Annotated in this window: 14 protein-coding genes; 1 reads left to right on the plus strand and 13 read right to left on the minus strand. The window is 44.7% G+C overall.

Annotated elements, in window-relative coordinates; all coding sequences use genetic code 11:
* Nucleotides 1-59: 59 nt before the first annotated feature.
* From ACHZCY_RS01410 to hcp, 9 genes are all read right to left on the minus strand, one after another.
* A complete protein-coding gene (locus ACHZCY_RS01410) occupies nt 60-458 on the minus strand; it encodes a cytochrome c3 family protein (protein ID WP_205223285.1) in 399 nt (132 codons plus the stop codon).
* 238 nt (nt 459-696) lie between these two features.
* Nucleotides 697-1,548, minus strand: coding sequence for a c-type cytochrome biogenesis protein CcsB (ccsB, locus tag ACHZCY_RS01415; RefSeq protein WP_319547588.1), 852 nt, complete (start codon nt 1,546-1,548; stop codon nt 697-699).
* 116 nt (nt 1,549-1,664) lie between these two features.
* Complete coding sequence (locus ACHZCY_RS01420) at nt 1,665-3,026, minus strand: cytochrome c biogenesis protein ResB (protein WP_205223283.1); 1,362 nt, start codon at nt 3,024-3,026, stop codon at nt 1,665-1,667.
* Between the two features lie 275 nt (nt 3,027-3,301).
* Nucleotides 3,302-4,573 (minus strand): (Fe-S)-binding protein, encoded by a 1,272-nt coding sequence (locus ACHZCY_RS01425; protein WP_319547589.1) that lies wholly within the window; start codon nt 4,571-4,573, stop codon nt 3,302-3,304.
* A 195-nt stretch (nt 4,574-4,768) separates the two neighbouring features.
* The gene (locus ACHZCY_RS01430; protein ID WP_319547590.1) at nt 4,769-6,157 is read right to left on the minus strand and encodes an FAD-binding oxidoreductase; all 1,389 of its coding nucleotides are present in this window, start codon (nt 6,155-6,157) and stop codon (nt 4,769-4,771) included.
* Between the two features lie 210 nt (nt 6,158-6,367).
* Nucleotides 6,368-6,874, minus strand: coding sequence for a shikimate kinase (locus tag ACHZCY_RS01435; RefSeq protein WP_319547591.1), 507 nt, complete (start codon nt 6,872-6,874; stop codon nt 6,368-6,370).
* A 361-nt stretch (nt 6,875-7,235) separates the two neighbouring features.
* On the minus strand, nt 7,236-7,979 hold the full coding sequence (locus ACHZCY_RS01440) for an ATP-binding protein (RefSeq protein ID WP_319547592.1): 744 nt from the start codon (nt 7,977-7,979) through the stop codon (nt 7,236-7,238).
* 53 nt (nt 7,980-8,032) lie between these two features.
* Complete coding sequence (locus tag ACHZCY_RS01445) at nt 8,033-8,668, minus strand: nitrite/sulfite reductase domain-containing protein (protein ID WP_319547593.1); 636 nt, start codon at nt 8,666-8,668, stop codon at nt 8,033-8,035.
* Between the two features lie 73 nt (nt 8,669-8,741).
* Entirely contained in the window at nt 8,742-10,373 is a 1,632-nt protein-coding gene (gene hcp, locus ACHZCY_RS01450; protein ID WP_319547594.1) for a hydroxylamine reductase, read from the minus strand.
* A 119-nt stretch (nt 10,374-10,492) separates the two neighbouring features.
* Here hcp and ACHZCY_RS01455 point away from each other — a divergent pair, with 119 nt between their 5' ends.
* Complete coding sequence (locus ACHZCY_RS01455) at nt 10,493-11,155, plus strand: Crp/Fnr family transcriptional regulator (RefSeq protein ID WP_319547595.1); 663 nt, start codon at nt 10,493-10,495, stop codon at nt 11,153-11,155.
* 57 nt (nt 11,156-11,212) lie between these two features.
* Here the strand turns inward: ACHZCY_RS01455 and ACHZCY_RS01460 are convergent, their stop codons facing one another.
* The 4 genes from ACHZCY_RS01460 to ACHZCY_RS01475 form a co-directional block, all read right to left on the minus strand.
* A complete protein-coding gene (locus ACHZCY_RS01460; protein ID WP_319547596.1) occupies nt 11,213-12,829 on the minus strand; it encodes a sensor domain-containing diguanylate cyclase in 1,617 nt (538 codons plus the stop codon).
* A gap of 40 nt (nt 12,830-12,869) precedes the next feature.
* The gene (locus tag ACHZCY_RS01465; protein ID WP_319547597.1) at nt 12,870-13,205 is read right to left on the minus strand and encodes a PilZ domain-containing protein; all 336 of its coding nucleotides are present in this window, start codon (nt 13,203-13,205) and stop codon (nt 12,870-12,872) included.
* A 59-nt stretch (nt 13,206-13,264) separates the two neighbouring features.
* The gene (locus ACHZCY_RS01470; protein ID WP_319547598.1) at nt 13,265-13,987 is read right to left on the minus strand and encodes a L,D-transpeptidase family protein; all 723 of its coding nucleotides are present in this window, start codon (nt 13,985-13,987) and stop codon (nt 13,265-13,267) included.
* A 484-nt stretch (nt 13,988-14,471) separates the two neighbouring features.
* Nucleotides 14,472-15,626, minus strand: coding sequence for an MBL fold metallo-hydrolase (locus tag ACHZCY_RS01475; protein ID WP_205223272.1), 1,155 nt, complete (start codon nt 15,624-15,626; stop codon nt 14,472-14,474).
* Nucleotides 15,627-15,974 lie beyond the last annotated feature (348 nt).

A 15,974-nucleotide genomic window follows, 5' to 3' on the forward strand; every position in this document is an offset into this window, starting at 1 on the left:
AATAAAAAAAGGCTGCTCAACGTGAGCAGCCTTTTTTTATGCATTATGAGTAATAGATATCATCCCTGTTTAGGATGACATACTCCGCATTTTGCAAGATCCTTTGATGTCTTAGCGTGGCAACCCTTACATTGAGCGTGAGCAGCGCCTTTGTAAGTTGCGAGTTCTTTCGGCATTGTTTCGCCTTTATTATGGCAGGACTCGCATTTTTCAATTTTTTGCCCTTCCACATAGGCTACCTGCTTACCAGCATCATCTTTTGCGTGATGGCATTCGCCACACTCCAGACGACCCTGGTGGGCAGCATGTGGAAAAATAGCTGGCTTTGGCTTTTTGGCCTTGTCAATGGTTGATTCCAGTGTCATGTCTGCAGGTCCTTTGTCGCTGGCAGTTGCGACGCCGAAACTGACCATGCCCATGAGTGCTAAAGCTGTACAGCATGCTAAAATTTTCTTCATATCAATCCTCCTTTGATATTTTTAGTATATGAACAAAAACAGCTATCAAACGTTAATTGTATAGCTCTTAAACCTGGCCTTGTCAACAGATGTCCGGGTAAAGAGAGACTGTAACCTCCTCAAATAGAGTACCTCTTCACGGGGGTGATAACTCTTTGATTTATTATACCTAAAACCTGTACCTGTAAGTAGGTACCAAATAGAGTTACATTCTTGCTGAAAGTTGCCTGTGGGAGCATTAACTGGAGCCGTAGCTATGAAGACCGGAAAGAAAAAAGTTAACGCCGAAGTAGGTAAAAAATACGGCAACAAAGCCGATGATGGCCAACCAGGCAATGCGTTTGCCGCCCCATCCTCTAGTGAACCGGGCATGAAGGGTAATGGCATACACAAACCAGGTGATAATCGACCAGGTTTCTTTGGGATCCCAACTCCAGTACGTTCCCCAGGCCTCATTGGCCCAAATGGCTCCGGTAATAATACCTGCTGATAACCACATAAACCCAAATACAATGGTTTTGTGGGTCAGGTCGTCAATAATTTTTAATTCCGGTAAAGAAGAAAATAATGTGGGTGCTGCCGTTCTTTTCTGCTCAGCGCCTGCTTTTAACAAGTACATAAATCCAAGAGAGCCTGCGACCGCAAATGCACCGTAACCAATGAAGCAGGTAACAACATGGGCGATAAGCCAATTTGATTGCAATGCAGGAATAAGCGGACTTATTTGATCGTTTATTCGGTCTGAAAAAGAGGCGTAGGCAATGGAAACAAAGGCAAAAGGCATCACAAAAGCGCCGATGATTCTTGCTTTATATTTTATCTCCATAAAGAGGTAGAACAGCGCTGTACACCAGGAAAAGAAAATAAGTGATTCGTACATGTTGGTCAGGGGGGCATGTCCAATTCCCATTTGGTAGGACTCATACCAACGCATGCCGATGCCGATAGTTTGGATGAGTAAACCACCGGCGGCAAGGAGCATACCGATGAAACCGATTTTCTTATTTTTAAAAAGGAAAAGCGCGAGATAAAAAGCCGTTGATAGCAGGTATGCTATCATTGTGATGCCGAAAAGTTGTGAACTGTTCATGAAAATTCCGTTGGCTGATAGAGTTACGTTTAAACCACTCTTATATGGTCAGGAAAAGTTCTGCAGCTTACCTGGTTTGTTTGTCATTATCGGAGCAGTATGCACAGAATTGAAAATTACTCATCTGTTGCTTCAAAGCGGGTGGCCAGTCTGTTGAAGGTTTTTTCAAAACCGATTTTGTTCTTATTGGTATTACCGGCAACAATGATTTCTGTGTTTTTTCCTTTTTGCTGTATGAAAACAAAAAGTTTTCTATGGGACATGAAAAAAGCAATATAAAGGCCGACCAGCATTAAAATACAGCCCCAGTAGACTAACCATACACCTGGGTCTTTGGTTACCTGTAGTCCTGTAGCGTAAAGTTGCTTGGCGTTAAATGTATAGGTGCCGGAAGGACGTTCTATCATAGCTTCCTGCCCCATGTTGACCCAAAATGTGGAAGGATCCCCTTGGTTGTCAGTCAACCAGACCTTTACCCTCTGCGTAACCTTTCCTTTGGCTTCTTGGTTAATAATACCAAAAGATATTCCGCCTTCCTGCCATTCCAGCTGTTTTGCGGGGGGAACAACCCTCTTGATCTGCTTGTTGGTCCGATTGTTTTGCAGCGAAACAACAAAATCCTGATAAGGCTGATAGCTTGATTGATAGAACGTCACCCCTTTATAGGTCAAGGGTGCGTTGACCTCAATATCTGTTGATAAAATTTCCTGATCGTTTTCGAGCACTGTGACCTTGGAAAGATAGGTCTTGGGCATCCCATTACTGTAATATTCTATGTCGAAAAAGTCGCAGCGGACTGTAAACCCAAGATCAATAGGCTGGCCGCTTTTGAAACTATATATGACTTCAGACTCCCTGGTTTCCGGAATCATAACAGACCCCTTAAACGCGAAGGACGGCTTGTGGAGAACCTTTTTGGCTATCATTGAGGAGCCGATAACAGCGCCTAAGAGAATGATAAGGATAGAAATATGGACAACATAGACTCCAAACCGTGTCCATGGGCCTTTTTCTGCAAAAAACAAGGTGCCTTGTTCATTGTCTCGTTGAGTTGTTTTCCACCTTTCGTTTGTCAGTATGGCGTGGACTCTGTCTACACTCATTTCTATGGTTGTATGCCAGGTGAACGAAGAACTGAGCGACATTTTTTGCAAACGCTCGGGACTGATTGCCAGATTATCCTTTTTTATGATCCTGATGACCTGGGGAATCCGGTCTATGCTGCAGACAATAAGGTTGATGGCAAACAGTAGTAACAGCAGGAGAAACCACCATGAATTATACATGTCGGTGAGCTTCAACAACTCAAAAAACCTTGCCATTTGCGGACCATACTGCTTGGCATAAAAGGAGGCTGGAGAATTTTGAGGAATGATCGTACCAATGATGGATGTTGCTGCTAAAACAAACAGCAGGAACAGGGCTAATTGCACCGAAGAGAAAAAAGCCAGGATCGGGTTTTTAGTAGATTTCGTCATTGAATGCATTATCCATTTTCAAGGGAAGCATATCATGCATACAAAATGGGCATACATGGTAGTGCATGATCGGGTGGAAAAGAGCTAAAAAATATATCATTTTGCACAACAGCGCATGTTTTTTAGCTGATCCGGGTAAAAATCGCAATTACTTGTTTGGTCGCAACGGGTATCGGGGATGAGGACGTAAGCGCTAGCCAAGACCATATTGGTAGTAAAGCAGTCCTTGTCATAGATTCACCGGTTGGCGCTATCTTTTTGGTTCTTTCTTGCTTTCACTTCCACTTTTGATCCAGAGCCAGTGCCTTGCTGATGAGCTCAAGGATATGGATTGTCTGTACATTGAGCATGGCGTGATTAATCGAATCCTGCAATTGCAGCATGCAACCCGGACAGGCTGTTGCCAAGAGCTCTGCTTTGCTCGCCTTAATGCCGGCAACCTTTCGTTGACCAATAGCTTTACTGTATGCATAATGATGTGCTGAAAAACTTCCACCAAGGCCGCAGCAAAGATCGCTGTTTTCCATCTCTTCATAATGTGTATTAGGCAGTGATTGAAGCAGGGCCCTAGGCTCATTAATAATGCCCTTTGTCTTAAGATGACAAGGATCGTGGTAGGTTATGCGAGTACGCTCTTTTGTTGTGGGCAATGCTGCCAAGGTATCGGCCAGTCCTTCCTGATAGAGAAATTGATGGATTTCTCTGACCTTGCCTGCAAAGTCGGCTTGCTCTTCAGTACTGTTTGGATCAGTCTCACCAATACCGGAATGGCAGGAAGCGCACCCGGTTATAATATAAGCAACCTCGTGAGCTTTAAAGGCTTCCAGGTTTGTACGGTTTAACTGCTCTATAAGCTTCGTGTCACCGGTAGAGCGGGCTGGAATGCCACAGCAACCCTGGGTACGTGGTGTAAACACTGAATACCCTAGATGATTGAGCAAGGAGGCCATTGCCACCCCGATTTTGGGGTAAATATAGGTAATGGCACATCCTGCAAAAAGGCCGACAACCGGTTTGTCGGGCCGGCCTTGTATAAATTCCGGCAGTTCTGTAAAAAGATTTTTGGAAGCCACTGCAGGAAGGGTGCGCTGCGCGTGACCGGAAACTGGAAACCTGAGCCGAAGACCGCTTGTTTGTGGCACCTTTTTAAAGAGTACCGGAGACAAAACATCAGCCGTTTTCACCAAAGCTTTTAACAGGGGGGGATGTCCGGTGAGTGCTGCCACTGTTTTACCGGTGAGTGAGAGTCCTTTTCTGTTACTGATTTCACGTCGCATCGCACCGACTATTTTGTCGGTCGGGACCTTGTTCGGACATTTAACGACACATGAACCGCACATAAGGCAAAGGCTGACATCCTCTTCCAGACGCGAGTCAATGGTTACGGATTCTTCGAGCAGGGCCTTTGCCAGGGCTAGTTTACCTCTGGCAACGGCTCCTTCCTGTCGCGCTTGGTCATAAACCGGACAATGAGCCTGACACGCACCGCAGCGAACACATTGATTGATGGCATCCTTATAAGGGGTTAGTTCGTTATAATCAGTCATGCAGTGGTTGGTGGTATGATGATTTTTTAAATGGTGATGGCGTCGTAAAAAGGCCGATCTACGGTGTTGCAGGTTTTTCCCGAGGCCTTGACATACCATATGTATAGTCAAATCCTCGGGAAAAACACTGCGCCTTGTATATCGAACTTTTGTATTTAGCCATCTTTAGTGTGTGATGGACTTTTTACGAGTCCATCAAGTAGTTGATTCTAGGAAAATTTTGCCTGGGTTAAGAATGTTGAGCGGATCCAGTGCTTTTTTTATGGTCTGCATGTACTTCCGGGTAGCACTATCTATTTCCATGGGCAAATAGGCCGCTTTGGCTGTGCCGATGCCATGTTCGCCGCTGATGGAACCTTCCATATCAACGGTTGTCTGGAAAATTTCCTGGAGCACCCGTTGAACTGTCTCCGGCATACCGGGTTCTTTGAGATCGACCATAACATTAACATGGATATTGCCGTCACCTGCATGGCCGAAATTGACAATCGGGACATTATATTTAGCAGAAAGTTTTTCAAGAGCACGTATCATGTCCGGCACTTTGGACCTGGGCACGACTATATCCTCGTTGAATTTGTCAGGGTTGATTTTTCGCATGTTAGGACTCACACTGCGACGTACACTCCAAATAGCCTCTGACTGTTCTTCTGTCTCTGCAATTTCCGTGTGTAGTACATCAAGCTCACTCACCAATTGAATAATAGTTGCAGCCTGTCGTTCAAGGATGTCGGCATCTCCATCCACTTCAATGATGAGCAGGGCGCGACATTCTTCAGGTATATCTAAGGCCGAGTTATGGCGGATGCAGGCAAGCGTGGTCGCGTCGAGAAATTCCAGGGTGGTGGGGATAATTTTGCCACGGATTACCGTAGAAACTGCCTGCGCTGCACCTTCTATGGATGCAAATTGGATCAGCATGGTCTTTTTTGCAGCAGGCTTGGGTAAGAGCCGGATGATAATTTTGGTAATAATTCCAAGAGTCCCCTCTGAGCCGACAAACAGCCTGGTGAGGTCATAACCGACCACATTTTTTATCGTTGCTCCACCCGTATGAATAATATCACCGGTCGGAGTAACTACTTCCAAACCTAAAATGTAGTCTTTGGTCACTCCGTATTTTACACATCTTGGACCACCGGCGCATTCAGCCACATTGCCGCCAAGTGTACAGAACTCTTTTGACGCAGGATCAGGTGGGTAAAAAAGCCCGAGTTTCTCAACTTCTTTTTGCAGAGAGGCGGTTACCACTCCAGGTTCAACTGTCGCAGTGAGATTGTCCTCATCAATGGCCAGAATACGGTTCATTTTTGTTAAGACGAGAACTATCCCCCCCTGTATAGGAAGAGTACCGCCGGTAAAGCCACTACCGGCACCGCGCGGGATTATGGGGACGCCGTGCTGGTTAGCGAGCTTGACAACGTCGCTTACCTCTCGGGTGGTCGTTGCATAGATAACCGCATCCGGAAGATATTCTTTTTGAGTGGCATCGTAACTGTGAGTAATTAAATCTGCAGTTTCGGTGTAGACATTGTTTTTACCGACTACATTTTGCAGTGCTGTATGAACCTGCTCTGTGATCATGTGTGTTTTTTCTGCAAGAGAGGATTAAGGAGAGTGTGCATGCAAAGCATTTTGCTCTGCAGAACAGCGCATTAATAATAAGGAGACAATATAATAATGTTTGTTTACAGCCGCTTTAATTATATTTAGGGGGGATAGATAGGCGATCGTGGGTGGGAAGTGTCTTGTTGACTAATTGATACCTGCGACACCTATGTCGATTCGTCTTTTTCACATCTTATTTCGGTAGGTTGAGGCAATTTCTTCTGCGACCTCCTCTTGGTCAAGGTCAGAGCAGGTGATGATGGTGTCCGCATATCTGCGGTAGAGAATCTGGCGTTCGGCGAAAAGTTCCTGAAAGCTCTGGTTGTCCGCCTTGGCAATACCGCGGGTATCAAAATTTTTGATTCGTCGTGTTATTTCTTCATAGTCTACATGAAGAAAGACAAGGGTAGATATCATCTGTAGATGACGCATTGCCGGTTCGCTGTAGGCTGCACTGCCTCCGGTGGCAATTACATGATTAGTGATATTGAGCTTGCATATCTCATTTTCTTCTATGCGTCGTAGATGCATGTAGCCGCCGGCATCGATGATTTCCTGCAGGGACTTTTGCTGGTTGATTTGGATGAGGACATCCGTATCAATAAATCCCATGGAGAGAGTCTTGGCAAGGATGATGCCTACTGTACTCTTACCGGCTCCCGGCATGCCTATCAGGGTTAGGTTTGTTTTCATGAAAGCGTGTTTTGACCCAAAAGGTAATGTTCAATAATGAGGTGGTTACAGCGCTATTAGTAATAACGGATAAGTAGGTGCCAAGCAAGTCCGTCGTCTCAACCTTGGGTAAAAGAAGCATGAGATAACAGTATATAATCCATTGACCCAGCATCAAAAATGCCCTAAAGGCTAGGAGTCTGTCGGACTGAACCCTTTCTCCTCAACTCGTCGTTATTACAGAAAAAATAATACTCACGGGTAAGCGTAGACTCCGATATTAAGTATATGGCTGTGCCTATTTTTCCTTTAATGCCTTTATTTGAAGAAAAAATTGCTCAATCAGACCGGCTCCTAGGAGACCTTTAGAGCGTGAAGAATCTTACCAGGCACACTCTTCCAACACTGTTCCGCGGGTAGATATGACGACCTGCTTTACAGGGATATCCGGTTTAACGGCATCATAAGCCTTTTTAATAATGTGCGTCATCGAACCGCAACAGGGTACTTCCATGATTAAAATGGTGAGTGACTTTAGCTGAGCAGTCTCAAATATTTCGGTAAAACGCTGGATATAGAGCTGTTGATCGTCGAATTTAGGGCACCCCATCATCACTACTTTTCCCGCTATATAATCCTGCTGGATATGAGGATAAGAAACTGCGGTGCAGTCTGCCGCAACGAGCAGGTCACTTTTTTGCAAAAAAGGCGCCGTTGCCGGGATCAAGCGAATTTGTACCGGCCAGTGCGAGAGAGCTGATCCTGTTTGCGCACTTGGTGTGTTGGTACTTTGGCAGGGCGAAGCTGGTTGCAGTGATTGCAGTTGCGCGGATGGGCATCCACTCGGAGCCTGTTTGGCTTGTTGGGTGTTGCCAGCTTTCATGCCGGCCAGGTATTCCTCCACAGCCTCTTCGTCAAACTCGTCTGCCTCCCGTTCTATAATTCGAAGAGCTCCGGTGGGGCAGGAACCGAGACAGGCGCCAAGACCATCGCACAGTTTGTCGGCGACCAGACGGGCTTTACCGTCTACGATCTGTAAGCTACCCTCGGCACAGTCAGGAACACACTGTCCGCAGCCATCGCACAGTTCTTCATCAATTTCTATAATTTTTCGCATATTTTTCATTGTATTTATTCTCAATCGTGACTTGTTTTCGGCAGAGACATGTACTTATGAAGCTAGGAAAGGATTGCCTTTTGCAAAGCTTCTATTCCAATTCGTTCCATAAACCGGGCACTGCGTGTCTTAAATTTGGCGGTTGTACTATAATAATGGAGTGTTTTTTCGATGAGAGTAATTGCCTCGTTTGCTGAAAGTCCGTCGGCAACGATATCGCCTATTCTCGGCCTTCCCCCTCCATTGCCGCCAAAGGTGAATCGCCAGCCGTTTTTCTCAGCAACCAGACCGACATCGCGAATCCAGGATTCACAGCAGCACATCCTGCATCCTGAAATACCAACTTTTACTTTGCTGGGCAGAGGATTTTTTAACTCTATTTTTTTTAACCTGTCGTGCAGGTGCAGCGTGTCACCAACCCCATATTTGCACCAGGTATTTCCCGGACAGGCCTGAATGTAATGGAGACGACCGTTTTTGTGGGGTGGTTTTGCTGGTGTGTTTAGTTCTTTTTGAAGACTCTCCAGCTGTTGCGGTTCCATACCGAGGAAGGCTATACGCTGGGCGCCTGTAATTTTTGTGCGGGGCACATTATATCTTTTGACCACGTCAGTAATTTTTTCGAGATCTTCAGGCGAGAGCATGCCTGCGTCCATATCCGGCATAACAATATATGTCTTGTGATTTTCTCTGGTCATGTTGTTTGAAATACTCTTCCTGTCGGTGAGATCCGACCGGAAGAGTTTTTATTGTTGGGTAAAGAGGTACCTGCTAGCCTAGGATAGCCTGCAGATCTTCTTCCGGTGTTGCTGCAACAGGTTTGATATCGAATGTATCGACCAAAAATTGCAATACAGCTGGAGAAATAAAAGCAGGAAGGGATGGTCCAAGACGGATATCTTTGATCCCAAGGTAGAGCAGGGTGAGCAAAATCGCTACTGCCTTTTGTTCATACCAGGAGATAATCATTGACAGGGGAAGGTCATTGACTTCACATTCAAAAGCATTTGCCAGAGCAACGGTAATTTGAATGGCGGAATAAGCGTCATTGCACTGGCCCACATCCAGCAGTCGTGGAATTCCACCTATAGCGCCAAGATCCTTATCAAAGAAACGGAACTTTCCGCAGGCAAGTGTAAGAACCATGCAGTCGTCAGGTACTTGTTCGACAAATTTGGTGAAATAATCACGGCCGGGTTTTGCACCGTCACAACCGCCAACAAGAAAGAAATGTCTGATAGCCTTGGATTTAACAGCTTCGATAACTGTATCGGCAACGCCCAACACTGCATTGCGGGCAAAACCAACCATAACATGACCCTGATCGGCATCCTCGGTAAAACCCTCCATACTCAGGGCCATATCAATTACTGCGCTGTAATCTTTGTCTTCAATGTGCTTAACTCCAGGCCAGCCGACCAGACCGTTGGTGAAGATGCGATCCTTGTAGTCATCCTTGGGCTTTTGGATACAGTTGGTGGTAAAAAGAATTGGTCCGGGAAAATTCGGAAATTCTTTGTGCTGATTTTGCCAGGCAGTCCCGAAATGGCCGTAAAAATGGTCGTATTTTTTTAACTCAGGATATCCATGGCAGGGCAGCATTTCGCCGTGTGTATACACATCAATCCCTTTGCCCTCTGTTTGCTTAAGCAGTAGCTCAAGGTCATGGAGATCATGGCCGGTAATAAGAATACATTTATTCTTTCGATGGCCAAGTGGCACCTGAGTGGGAACAGGATGCCCGTAATTACCGGTGTTGGCAGCGTCTAGAAGCTCCATTGCACGAAGGTTTATTTCTCCAGCCTTCATGGCAACCGGCACACATTGTTCTACAGTCAGCCCTTCAGCCTGTAATGCGCATAAGGCCTCGTAACAGAATCCCGCAACAGCAGGGTCTTTTTGTCCCAGTATGGCGGCATGGTCTGCATAGGCTGCGATTCCTTTTAGACCGTAAAGCAGGGTTTGTTTCAGCGAACGAATGTTTTCATCAGTATCAAGATTTTCTATCAGGTGTAATGCTTGTCCTTGATCAGCCATGCCGGCGATTGTATCTGCAGGGAGAAAGGTTGCAGGCGCTTCGGGAAAATCTGTTTTCCCGCCGGCTGCTGCCACCTTGGCCTTGATTGATTCACGATATTCAATGGTTTTGTTAATCAGCGCAAAAAAACGATCCGGATCAAAATCAACATTAGTGAGGGTGGAGAAAATAGCCTCATAGGTGAACAAGTCTGTGGCTTCATCAACGATCCCAAGTTGGCGAGCTTCGTTTGCGTAAAGAGCCAGTCCCTGCAATGCGTGGATAAGGAGATCCTGAAGATCGGCCACCTCTTCATTTTTGCCGCATACTCCAGCTACGTTGCAGCCTGTTCCTTTTGCAGTTTGTTCGCATTGATTACAGAACATAGTAGTTTTTCCTCAAGTGAGTTATTGTAGGTTGTGTGTCATATTGAATGCACACATCATACACCTAAGAGTGGTTCTTCCATTGATCTAGGTCAAAAAATACATTTTTATTAAAAAAAGTGAAAAAAAAAGAAATTCTCAAAAAAAGCCTGCTTTTTAACGGTTTGCCTGACGAGCAACTCAATGCTCTGTGTAGTATTTCCGTTTCGAAAAAATATCAGCGTGGGCAGGCTGTGTTTCATGACGGCGAGCCTGGCAATGGGTTTTATATGGTGGCTAGCGGAAAGGTAAAAATTTTCAAATTATCAACCGACGGCAAGGAACAGATCCTGCACATATTCGGTGTTGGCGAGCCTTTTGGCGAGGTGCCTGTTTTTCATGGGACTCCTTTTCCTGCTTCGGCATCTACCCTCGCAGCTTCGGAGTTGTTTTTTTTCCCAAGGTTGGAATTTATTAATTTACTCAAAGCCAACCCTTCACTGGCTATGAGCATGTTAGCTGTCTTGTCCATGCGATTGCGAAGATTTACAACCCAGGTTGAAAATTTGACCCTGAAAGAAGTGCCTGGACGGCTTGCCTCTTACCTTCTTTATCTTATAGAGGAGCAAAACAGGGAAGACGAGGTGGTGCTCGATGTTCCCAAAGGGCAGTTGGCAAGCCTTTTGGGAACAACTCCGGAAACGTTGTCTCGAATTTTTGCAAAAATGAGCGAAGAAGGGCTGATCAAGGTCGCAGGCAAGACCATTTGTCTGCTTGATTTGGAGCGTCTTCGTGAGCGATGAGAGGTCTATCCATGGTATGTATAGAAAAAATATTTTTCAATGAACAGGCAATGTTGATTAATCTTTTGGGGGTTGGGTATCGCTGAAGAAGAGGTACTGATTCTTTCCCTGGCTCTTAGCCAGATACATTGCTGAGTCAGCATTGTTGAGTAATTGACTCACCTCATCACCGTCTGCCGGGAAAAGAGCTATCCCTATACTTGCGCCCACTTGAGCTTGGGCATTGTTGATGGTGATTGGCTGAGAAAGGATAGCTATAATTTTAGCAGCAATGGTTGCAATGTCTTCCTGGGAGGCAACTTCCGGGATAAGGATGGCAAATTCATCACCACCAAGGCGTGCGATCGTATCAGATTTTCTACATGTTTTTCGCAGGCAATATGCTACGTGCTGGAGGAGCGTGTCTCCAGCGTCATGGCCTAAACTATCGTTGATGTTTTTAAAGCCATCGAGGTCAACATACATCAGCGCCAACGTATTATTGTACCGATTTCCATGCGAAATCGCTTCTTCGAGGCGGTCGAAAAAATGGCGCCTGTTGGGCAGGTTTGTCAAAGTGTCAAAATAGGCCATTGTTTTTAATCTATTTTGAGCAATTTTTCTTTTGGTAACAGCATAGGCCATGCTCCACGATCCGATGGCTGTCAAAATGAAAAGAACAGCACCCAGAATCAAAAATTGCATAAAAATGGCATGGGACTTTTGGTCAATTTTTTGTTGTGGAAGAAATGATATCAGATGCCATCTGTATTGCCCGATGGTTCCTTTTGCCGGCGATGCATATTGACTTGGTTCAGCCTCATCCAGCATAGGCAGCACAGTGTTAAATGAATAAAGACCTTCCGGGGTACCTATTTGTCCCTTGGCGGATGATTGTATTTCTTTCCAGACTTCAGGCGATTGGATCGCCAATGAAACATCTGCTTTATCCTGAAACATAAAACCCCACTCGTATGCAGGGTCAGGGTGCCTGAGCCAATACCCTTGATTATTGACCAGCATAGTTTGACCAAGTGATACCCGCTCGATGGAAAGCAGGCTCGTGAGTATATCCTGGCCTAGAAAATTTAAAACGAGTACCCCACGTTCTGTACCATGGTTATCAAAAACCGGTGTGCATAATCGGATCATGGGCTTAAAGGGTTGCTCAACCGTTCCATGTTCCACATTCAGATCGAAAGGAGAGACAAAGACCTCTTCTTTCTTCAGCGAAACACATTCTTTATAATAATATCTGTCAGCTTTTGACTGTAGCTGGTCGTCCGGGACAATGAGCGGTTCACCTTGATTGAAGTTTACCCGTAAGATTTCCATCCCCTGTTTATCGATGTACCTAATCTGGTCATACATACGAGTGCTTTTTGCCAAAGAAATATATTCCTGCCCCATCAGGGTGAGTTGTTGTTTTTTTTCGGTACGCAGATATTGGTGGAGTTCGTTTTGGTCTCGGAGAAAAAAGATGTCTGCCTTGATATCCTTAAAAATAGAGCTGATCCTCTTTTTCCGTAATTCAAGACCGTATGATTCCTGGATTTTAATGAAGTGTGTTAAGTCTCTTGTCTCTTTTTGATAAAAAAAAGTGAGGAGAACACTGAGGATCGCACCGGTTGTGAAAAACAGGATAAAAAAGAGCTTAATGCTGGGGCGATAGAGTGGTGTCTGCTCTTGGATCATGTCTCTAACATGGGGTGATGTTGGATAGGTAAGGTTGCGTTTATTTGTCAGATTGATCCCGTAGGTGCATCAAATTGGTAATATGAGCATAACTGTCAGGTGAAAGTGTAGAAAAAGCCATTGCAAAACCCTCTGGTTCATGGCGACAGACGGTACCGACAACTGTGAATTGCAAGGTGCTGCTTTTCCCTTCCAGCGTAATGTCAACGGAGCAATCCGTCTGTAGGGGTATTTTGGTTTCTGTTATAATAAACAGCCCTTTAAGGCTGATATTTTCGGTTTTAACTGCGGCCGAGAGTGTCTGCCCGGAGTCAAAATGGACCAGTGCTGTGGATGTAAAATGTATACGTTGTGCTTGTCGGCGTTCGTTATTCATTGGTGTAGCTGCCAAGTTGTTGATTGATAAGGAGAGTCAGATATATTCAGTTGTGGCTCTCAGTTTAGAGAGTAGCTGTTCTTGACCACGGTTATTATCGGTAATTGTTTTCGTTTTTCAAAAAAAATATACATTGGCGCCATTGATTTCCAGAAGTTGATCCAGGGTGATTGGGAAAAACGTTCAAGATTGGGCTTTGTAAGTGCAAATGGAAATATATGTACTTCTACTTTTTGTTGCCCAGCGAGTAATGCCTGTTGCACTGTAACGTAAATTTCCTCCATCTTTTTATCACCCATGGCGAAGCATCCTGTGGAAGAGCAACCTCCATGGATCATTATGTTACTTCCATCCCGATGATTATTGAGATCGTATAAATTTGGATAGCCAATGTCAAACGCAAGATGGTAACTCGATGTGGGGTTGAGTTGGTTACGTCGGACATGGTAAAAACCTTCCGGACTTTGCAAATCGCCTTCTCTTAATTTGGGACCAGGATATCCGGAATAGGTACAAATAGGGTAGGAGGAAAAAAGCTCAAATGTTGTGTCTTTTTTGACCCACAATTCAAGAATGCCCGGCAATTTGAGGATGCGGATAAACACCTGATTACCGAGGGTAAGTCCTCGGGCGTTGAGTTTATGACCTACCTCGTTTTGGATGGCTGAAAAAAAATGTCCAGCCTTGCCACCGGTTGGGCTCGCCTCGGTCGCGTTGCAAGGCGCTATGGGCGACGCTACCAGCAACAAAAGCAGGGTGAAAAAAAAGTTCAGGCGGTTCACGTCGGCATCTTTTTCGGCATTGTTTCGATTAACTCACTTGTGGAACTTGTTCTGCAAGTGGCTGAGTCTCGCCCGGGGGAGGAACTTTTTGATTAAAAACGAAAAACAGACTGTTAATTATTCAATTACTCTTTAAGCAATAATATCAATTCATTTTGTTTAAAATCAAAAAGTTCATAAGAAACTCGGCCTAGCTTTATCGGTAACAAGCGTAGTTAGTCTTAAGCCGGCACCACGTACTCAACGTGTGTTTATCTCAAAAGAGTTTTCAGGCGAACCAGCATCCTTGGCGGCCATGAGCCTGAACATGGTTTATTGTCTGCAATTCACTCTTATCCCTGTAATCAAGGGAAAAACAAGCTAGCCATAAGCCACGACCTGCTGTGTCGGCAACGTATTGAAGTCTGATCAACAGCGTTGCCGCTCGGTATCTGCACCGCGTTTTGATCGCTCGTGAATTATTCAATAAAAATAGCCACATTTGTTACTGCGCTTGCGTTTTGGCATAGGCAGATGCCGCACATTCATTTTTTCCGAGATCAAGTTCTTCTTGTTTATCGTCTTCAAACTGTTCAAGGTTGGCATTTACCAGGCGGATTTTAGCATATTCCTCCGGCTGGGGACGCATATTGTCTTTGATGAATTGAATGAATTCGTTTAACTCTTTGATATCGTATATGTTTTTGTTTCGAGCTAACACCTGTTGTAAAGGGAGGGTAAATACAAGATCATCATTGGCTTCAGCCCAGTCAATATAATGACCAGGAAGGACGTTGAGCTCCGGATCAAGTTGCTTGATGAGCTGGATTGAATCATAAAGCAGGTGTGCCCACTCTTCTGCTTTACCGCCAAGGTCGGGTCTTCCGACAGAATTGATAAAAATCATATCACCGGAGATGATATACTTTTCATCAATGATAAAACAGGTCGATCCCGGCGTGTGCCCTGGAGTGAACAAGACTCTCACCTGCGCTCCCCCATTGCTGAAGGTGAATGTTTCCCCGTCCACCAAAGGCTTATAGGGGTTTTTAGATCCTTGAAAGTCCTTTTCGTTGGCATGAAAGATAGCGCCGGTTGTATTTGCTATATCACGGCTTCCAGCAATATAATCTGCCTGCAGATGGGTTTCAAAGGTCCTGACAACTGTGCATCCTTTTTGTTTTGCAAAATCCAGGTAAAAATCAATAGCTCGTGAGGGATCAAAAAACATGATTTCCTTGCCGCTTATGAGCCCGTAACTGCACGATGCTTTACCTGGTCGAATAAACTGGTAGAGCTCGTAGGTGTCATTTTTTTCGATTATTTTGGGGACCAGAAGATTGCCCCAGGATTTGATGCCGCCTGCAAGGTATCCAACATCTTTAAATCCATTTTTTTCTAAAATTTCAGCGACATATTTGGCTGACCCTTCTTTAGCACATACTATCTTTATTTTTTTGTTTTTTGGTACCCGATTGACCGACTCTTCTTCTATTTCCATAAAGTCATAATAGGAGACATTGAGCATTTCAAAAGAATAAGGACTTTCAACCTGAAATCGTTTGAAATCTTTATCGTTACGAACATCGAGGACAACGATATCCTGTTTTTCGGTAAGCCATTGAAAAAGGTCTTTTGCCTGGTATTTGAAAATTGCCATGAATTTTTTCTCCTTACAACATGAGGGCCATATATAGACAAAGGGGTCTTGAAATGAAAGAACGTAAAGATGAACTCTTTGTCTACAATATAACAGGAAAAAAACAAAAAGAAATAGGTAACTATTCAGCAACATCCTACCTGCGCACTATCTGACTGAAAAGCAGAGCACAGGTATAAGGTCATTTTACCTGATAGCCTTTTTGTCCAATATCTCGGAGCCTAGTGCTGACGCCTTTATGCTTAGGAAATTACTACGGATGTAAGCGAATAATCCGAAAACAATTATTATCGCATGTATTTTTTTCCATACCTCAATCGTGCCCTAAAATTCTCATTATCCACGGGG

It is taken from the genome of Desulfogranum marinum (assembly GCF_963675105.2).
GTDB lineage: Bacteria > Desulfobacterota > Desulfobulbia > Desulfobulbales > Desulfobulbaceae > Desulfogranum > Desulfogranum marinum.

Excerpts from the sequence above, each read along its gene's own strand:
- ACHZCY_RS01410 (WP_205223285.1), bottom strand. The coding sequence starts at position 458 with ATGAAGAAAATTTTAGCATGCTGTACAGCTTTAGCACTCATGGGCATG.
- ccsB (WP_319547588.1), bottom strand. The coding sequence starts at position 1,548 with ATGAACAGTTCACAACTTTTCGGCATCACAATGATAGCATACCTGCTA.
- ACHZCY_RS01420 (WP_205223283.1), bottom strand. The coding sequence starts at position 3,026 with ATGACGAAATCTACTAAAAACCCGATCCTGGCTTTTTTCTCTTCGGTG.
- ACHZCY_RS01425 (WP_319547589.1), bottom strand. The coding sequence starts at position 4,573 with ATGACTGATTATAACGAACTAACCCCTTATAAGGATGCCATCAATCAA.
- ACHZCY_RS01430 (WP_319547590.1), bottom strand. The coding sequence starts at position 6,157 with ATGATCACAGAGCAGGTTCATACAGCACTGCAAAATGTAGTCGGTAAA.
- ACHZCY_RS01435 (WP_319547591.1), bottom strand. The coding sequence starts at position 6,874 with ATGAAAACAAACCTAACCCTGATAGGCATGCCGGGAGCCGGTAAGAGT.
- ACHZCY_RS01440 (WP_319547592.1), bottom strand. The coding sequence starts at position 7,979 with ATGAAAAATATGCGAAAAATTATAGAAATTGATGAAGAACTGTGCGAT.
- ACHZCY_RS01445 (WP_319547593.1), bottom strand. The coding sequence starts at position 8,668 with ATGACCAGAGAAAATCACAAGACATATATTGTTATGCCGGATATGGAC.
- hcp (WP_319547594.1), bottom strand. The coding sequence starts at position 10,373 with ATGTTCTGTAATCAATGCGAACAAACTGCAAAAGGAACAGGCTGCAAC.
- ACHZCY_RS01460 (WP_319547596.1), bottom strand. The coding sequence starts at position 12,829 with ATGATCCAAGAGCAGACACCACTCTATCGCCCCAGCATTAAGCTCTTT.
- ACHZCY_RS01465 (WP_319547597.1), bottom strand. The coding sequence starts at position 13,205 with ATGAATAACGAACGCCGACAAGCACAACGTATACATTTTACATCCACA.
- ACHZCY_RS01475 (WP_205223272.1), bottom strand. The coding sequence starts at position 15,626 with ATGGCAATTTTCAAATACCAGGCAAAAGACCTTTTTCAATGGCTTACC.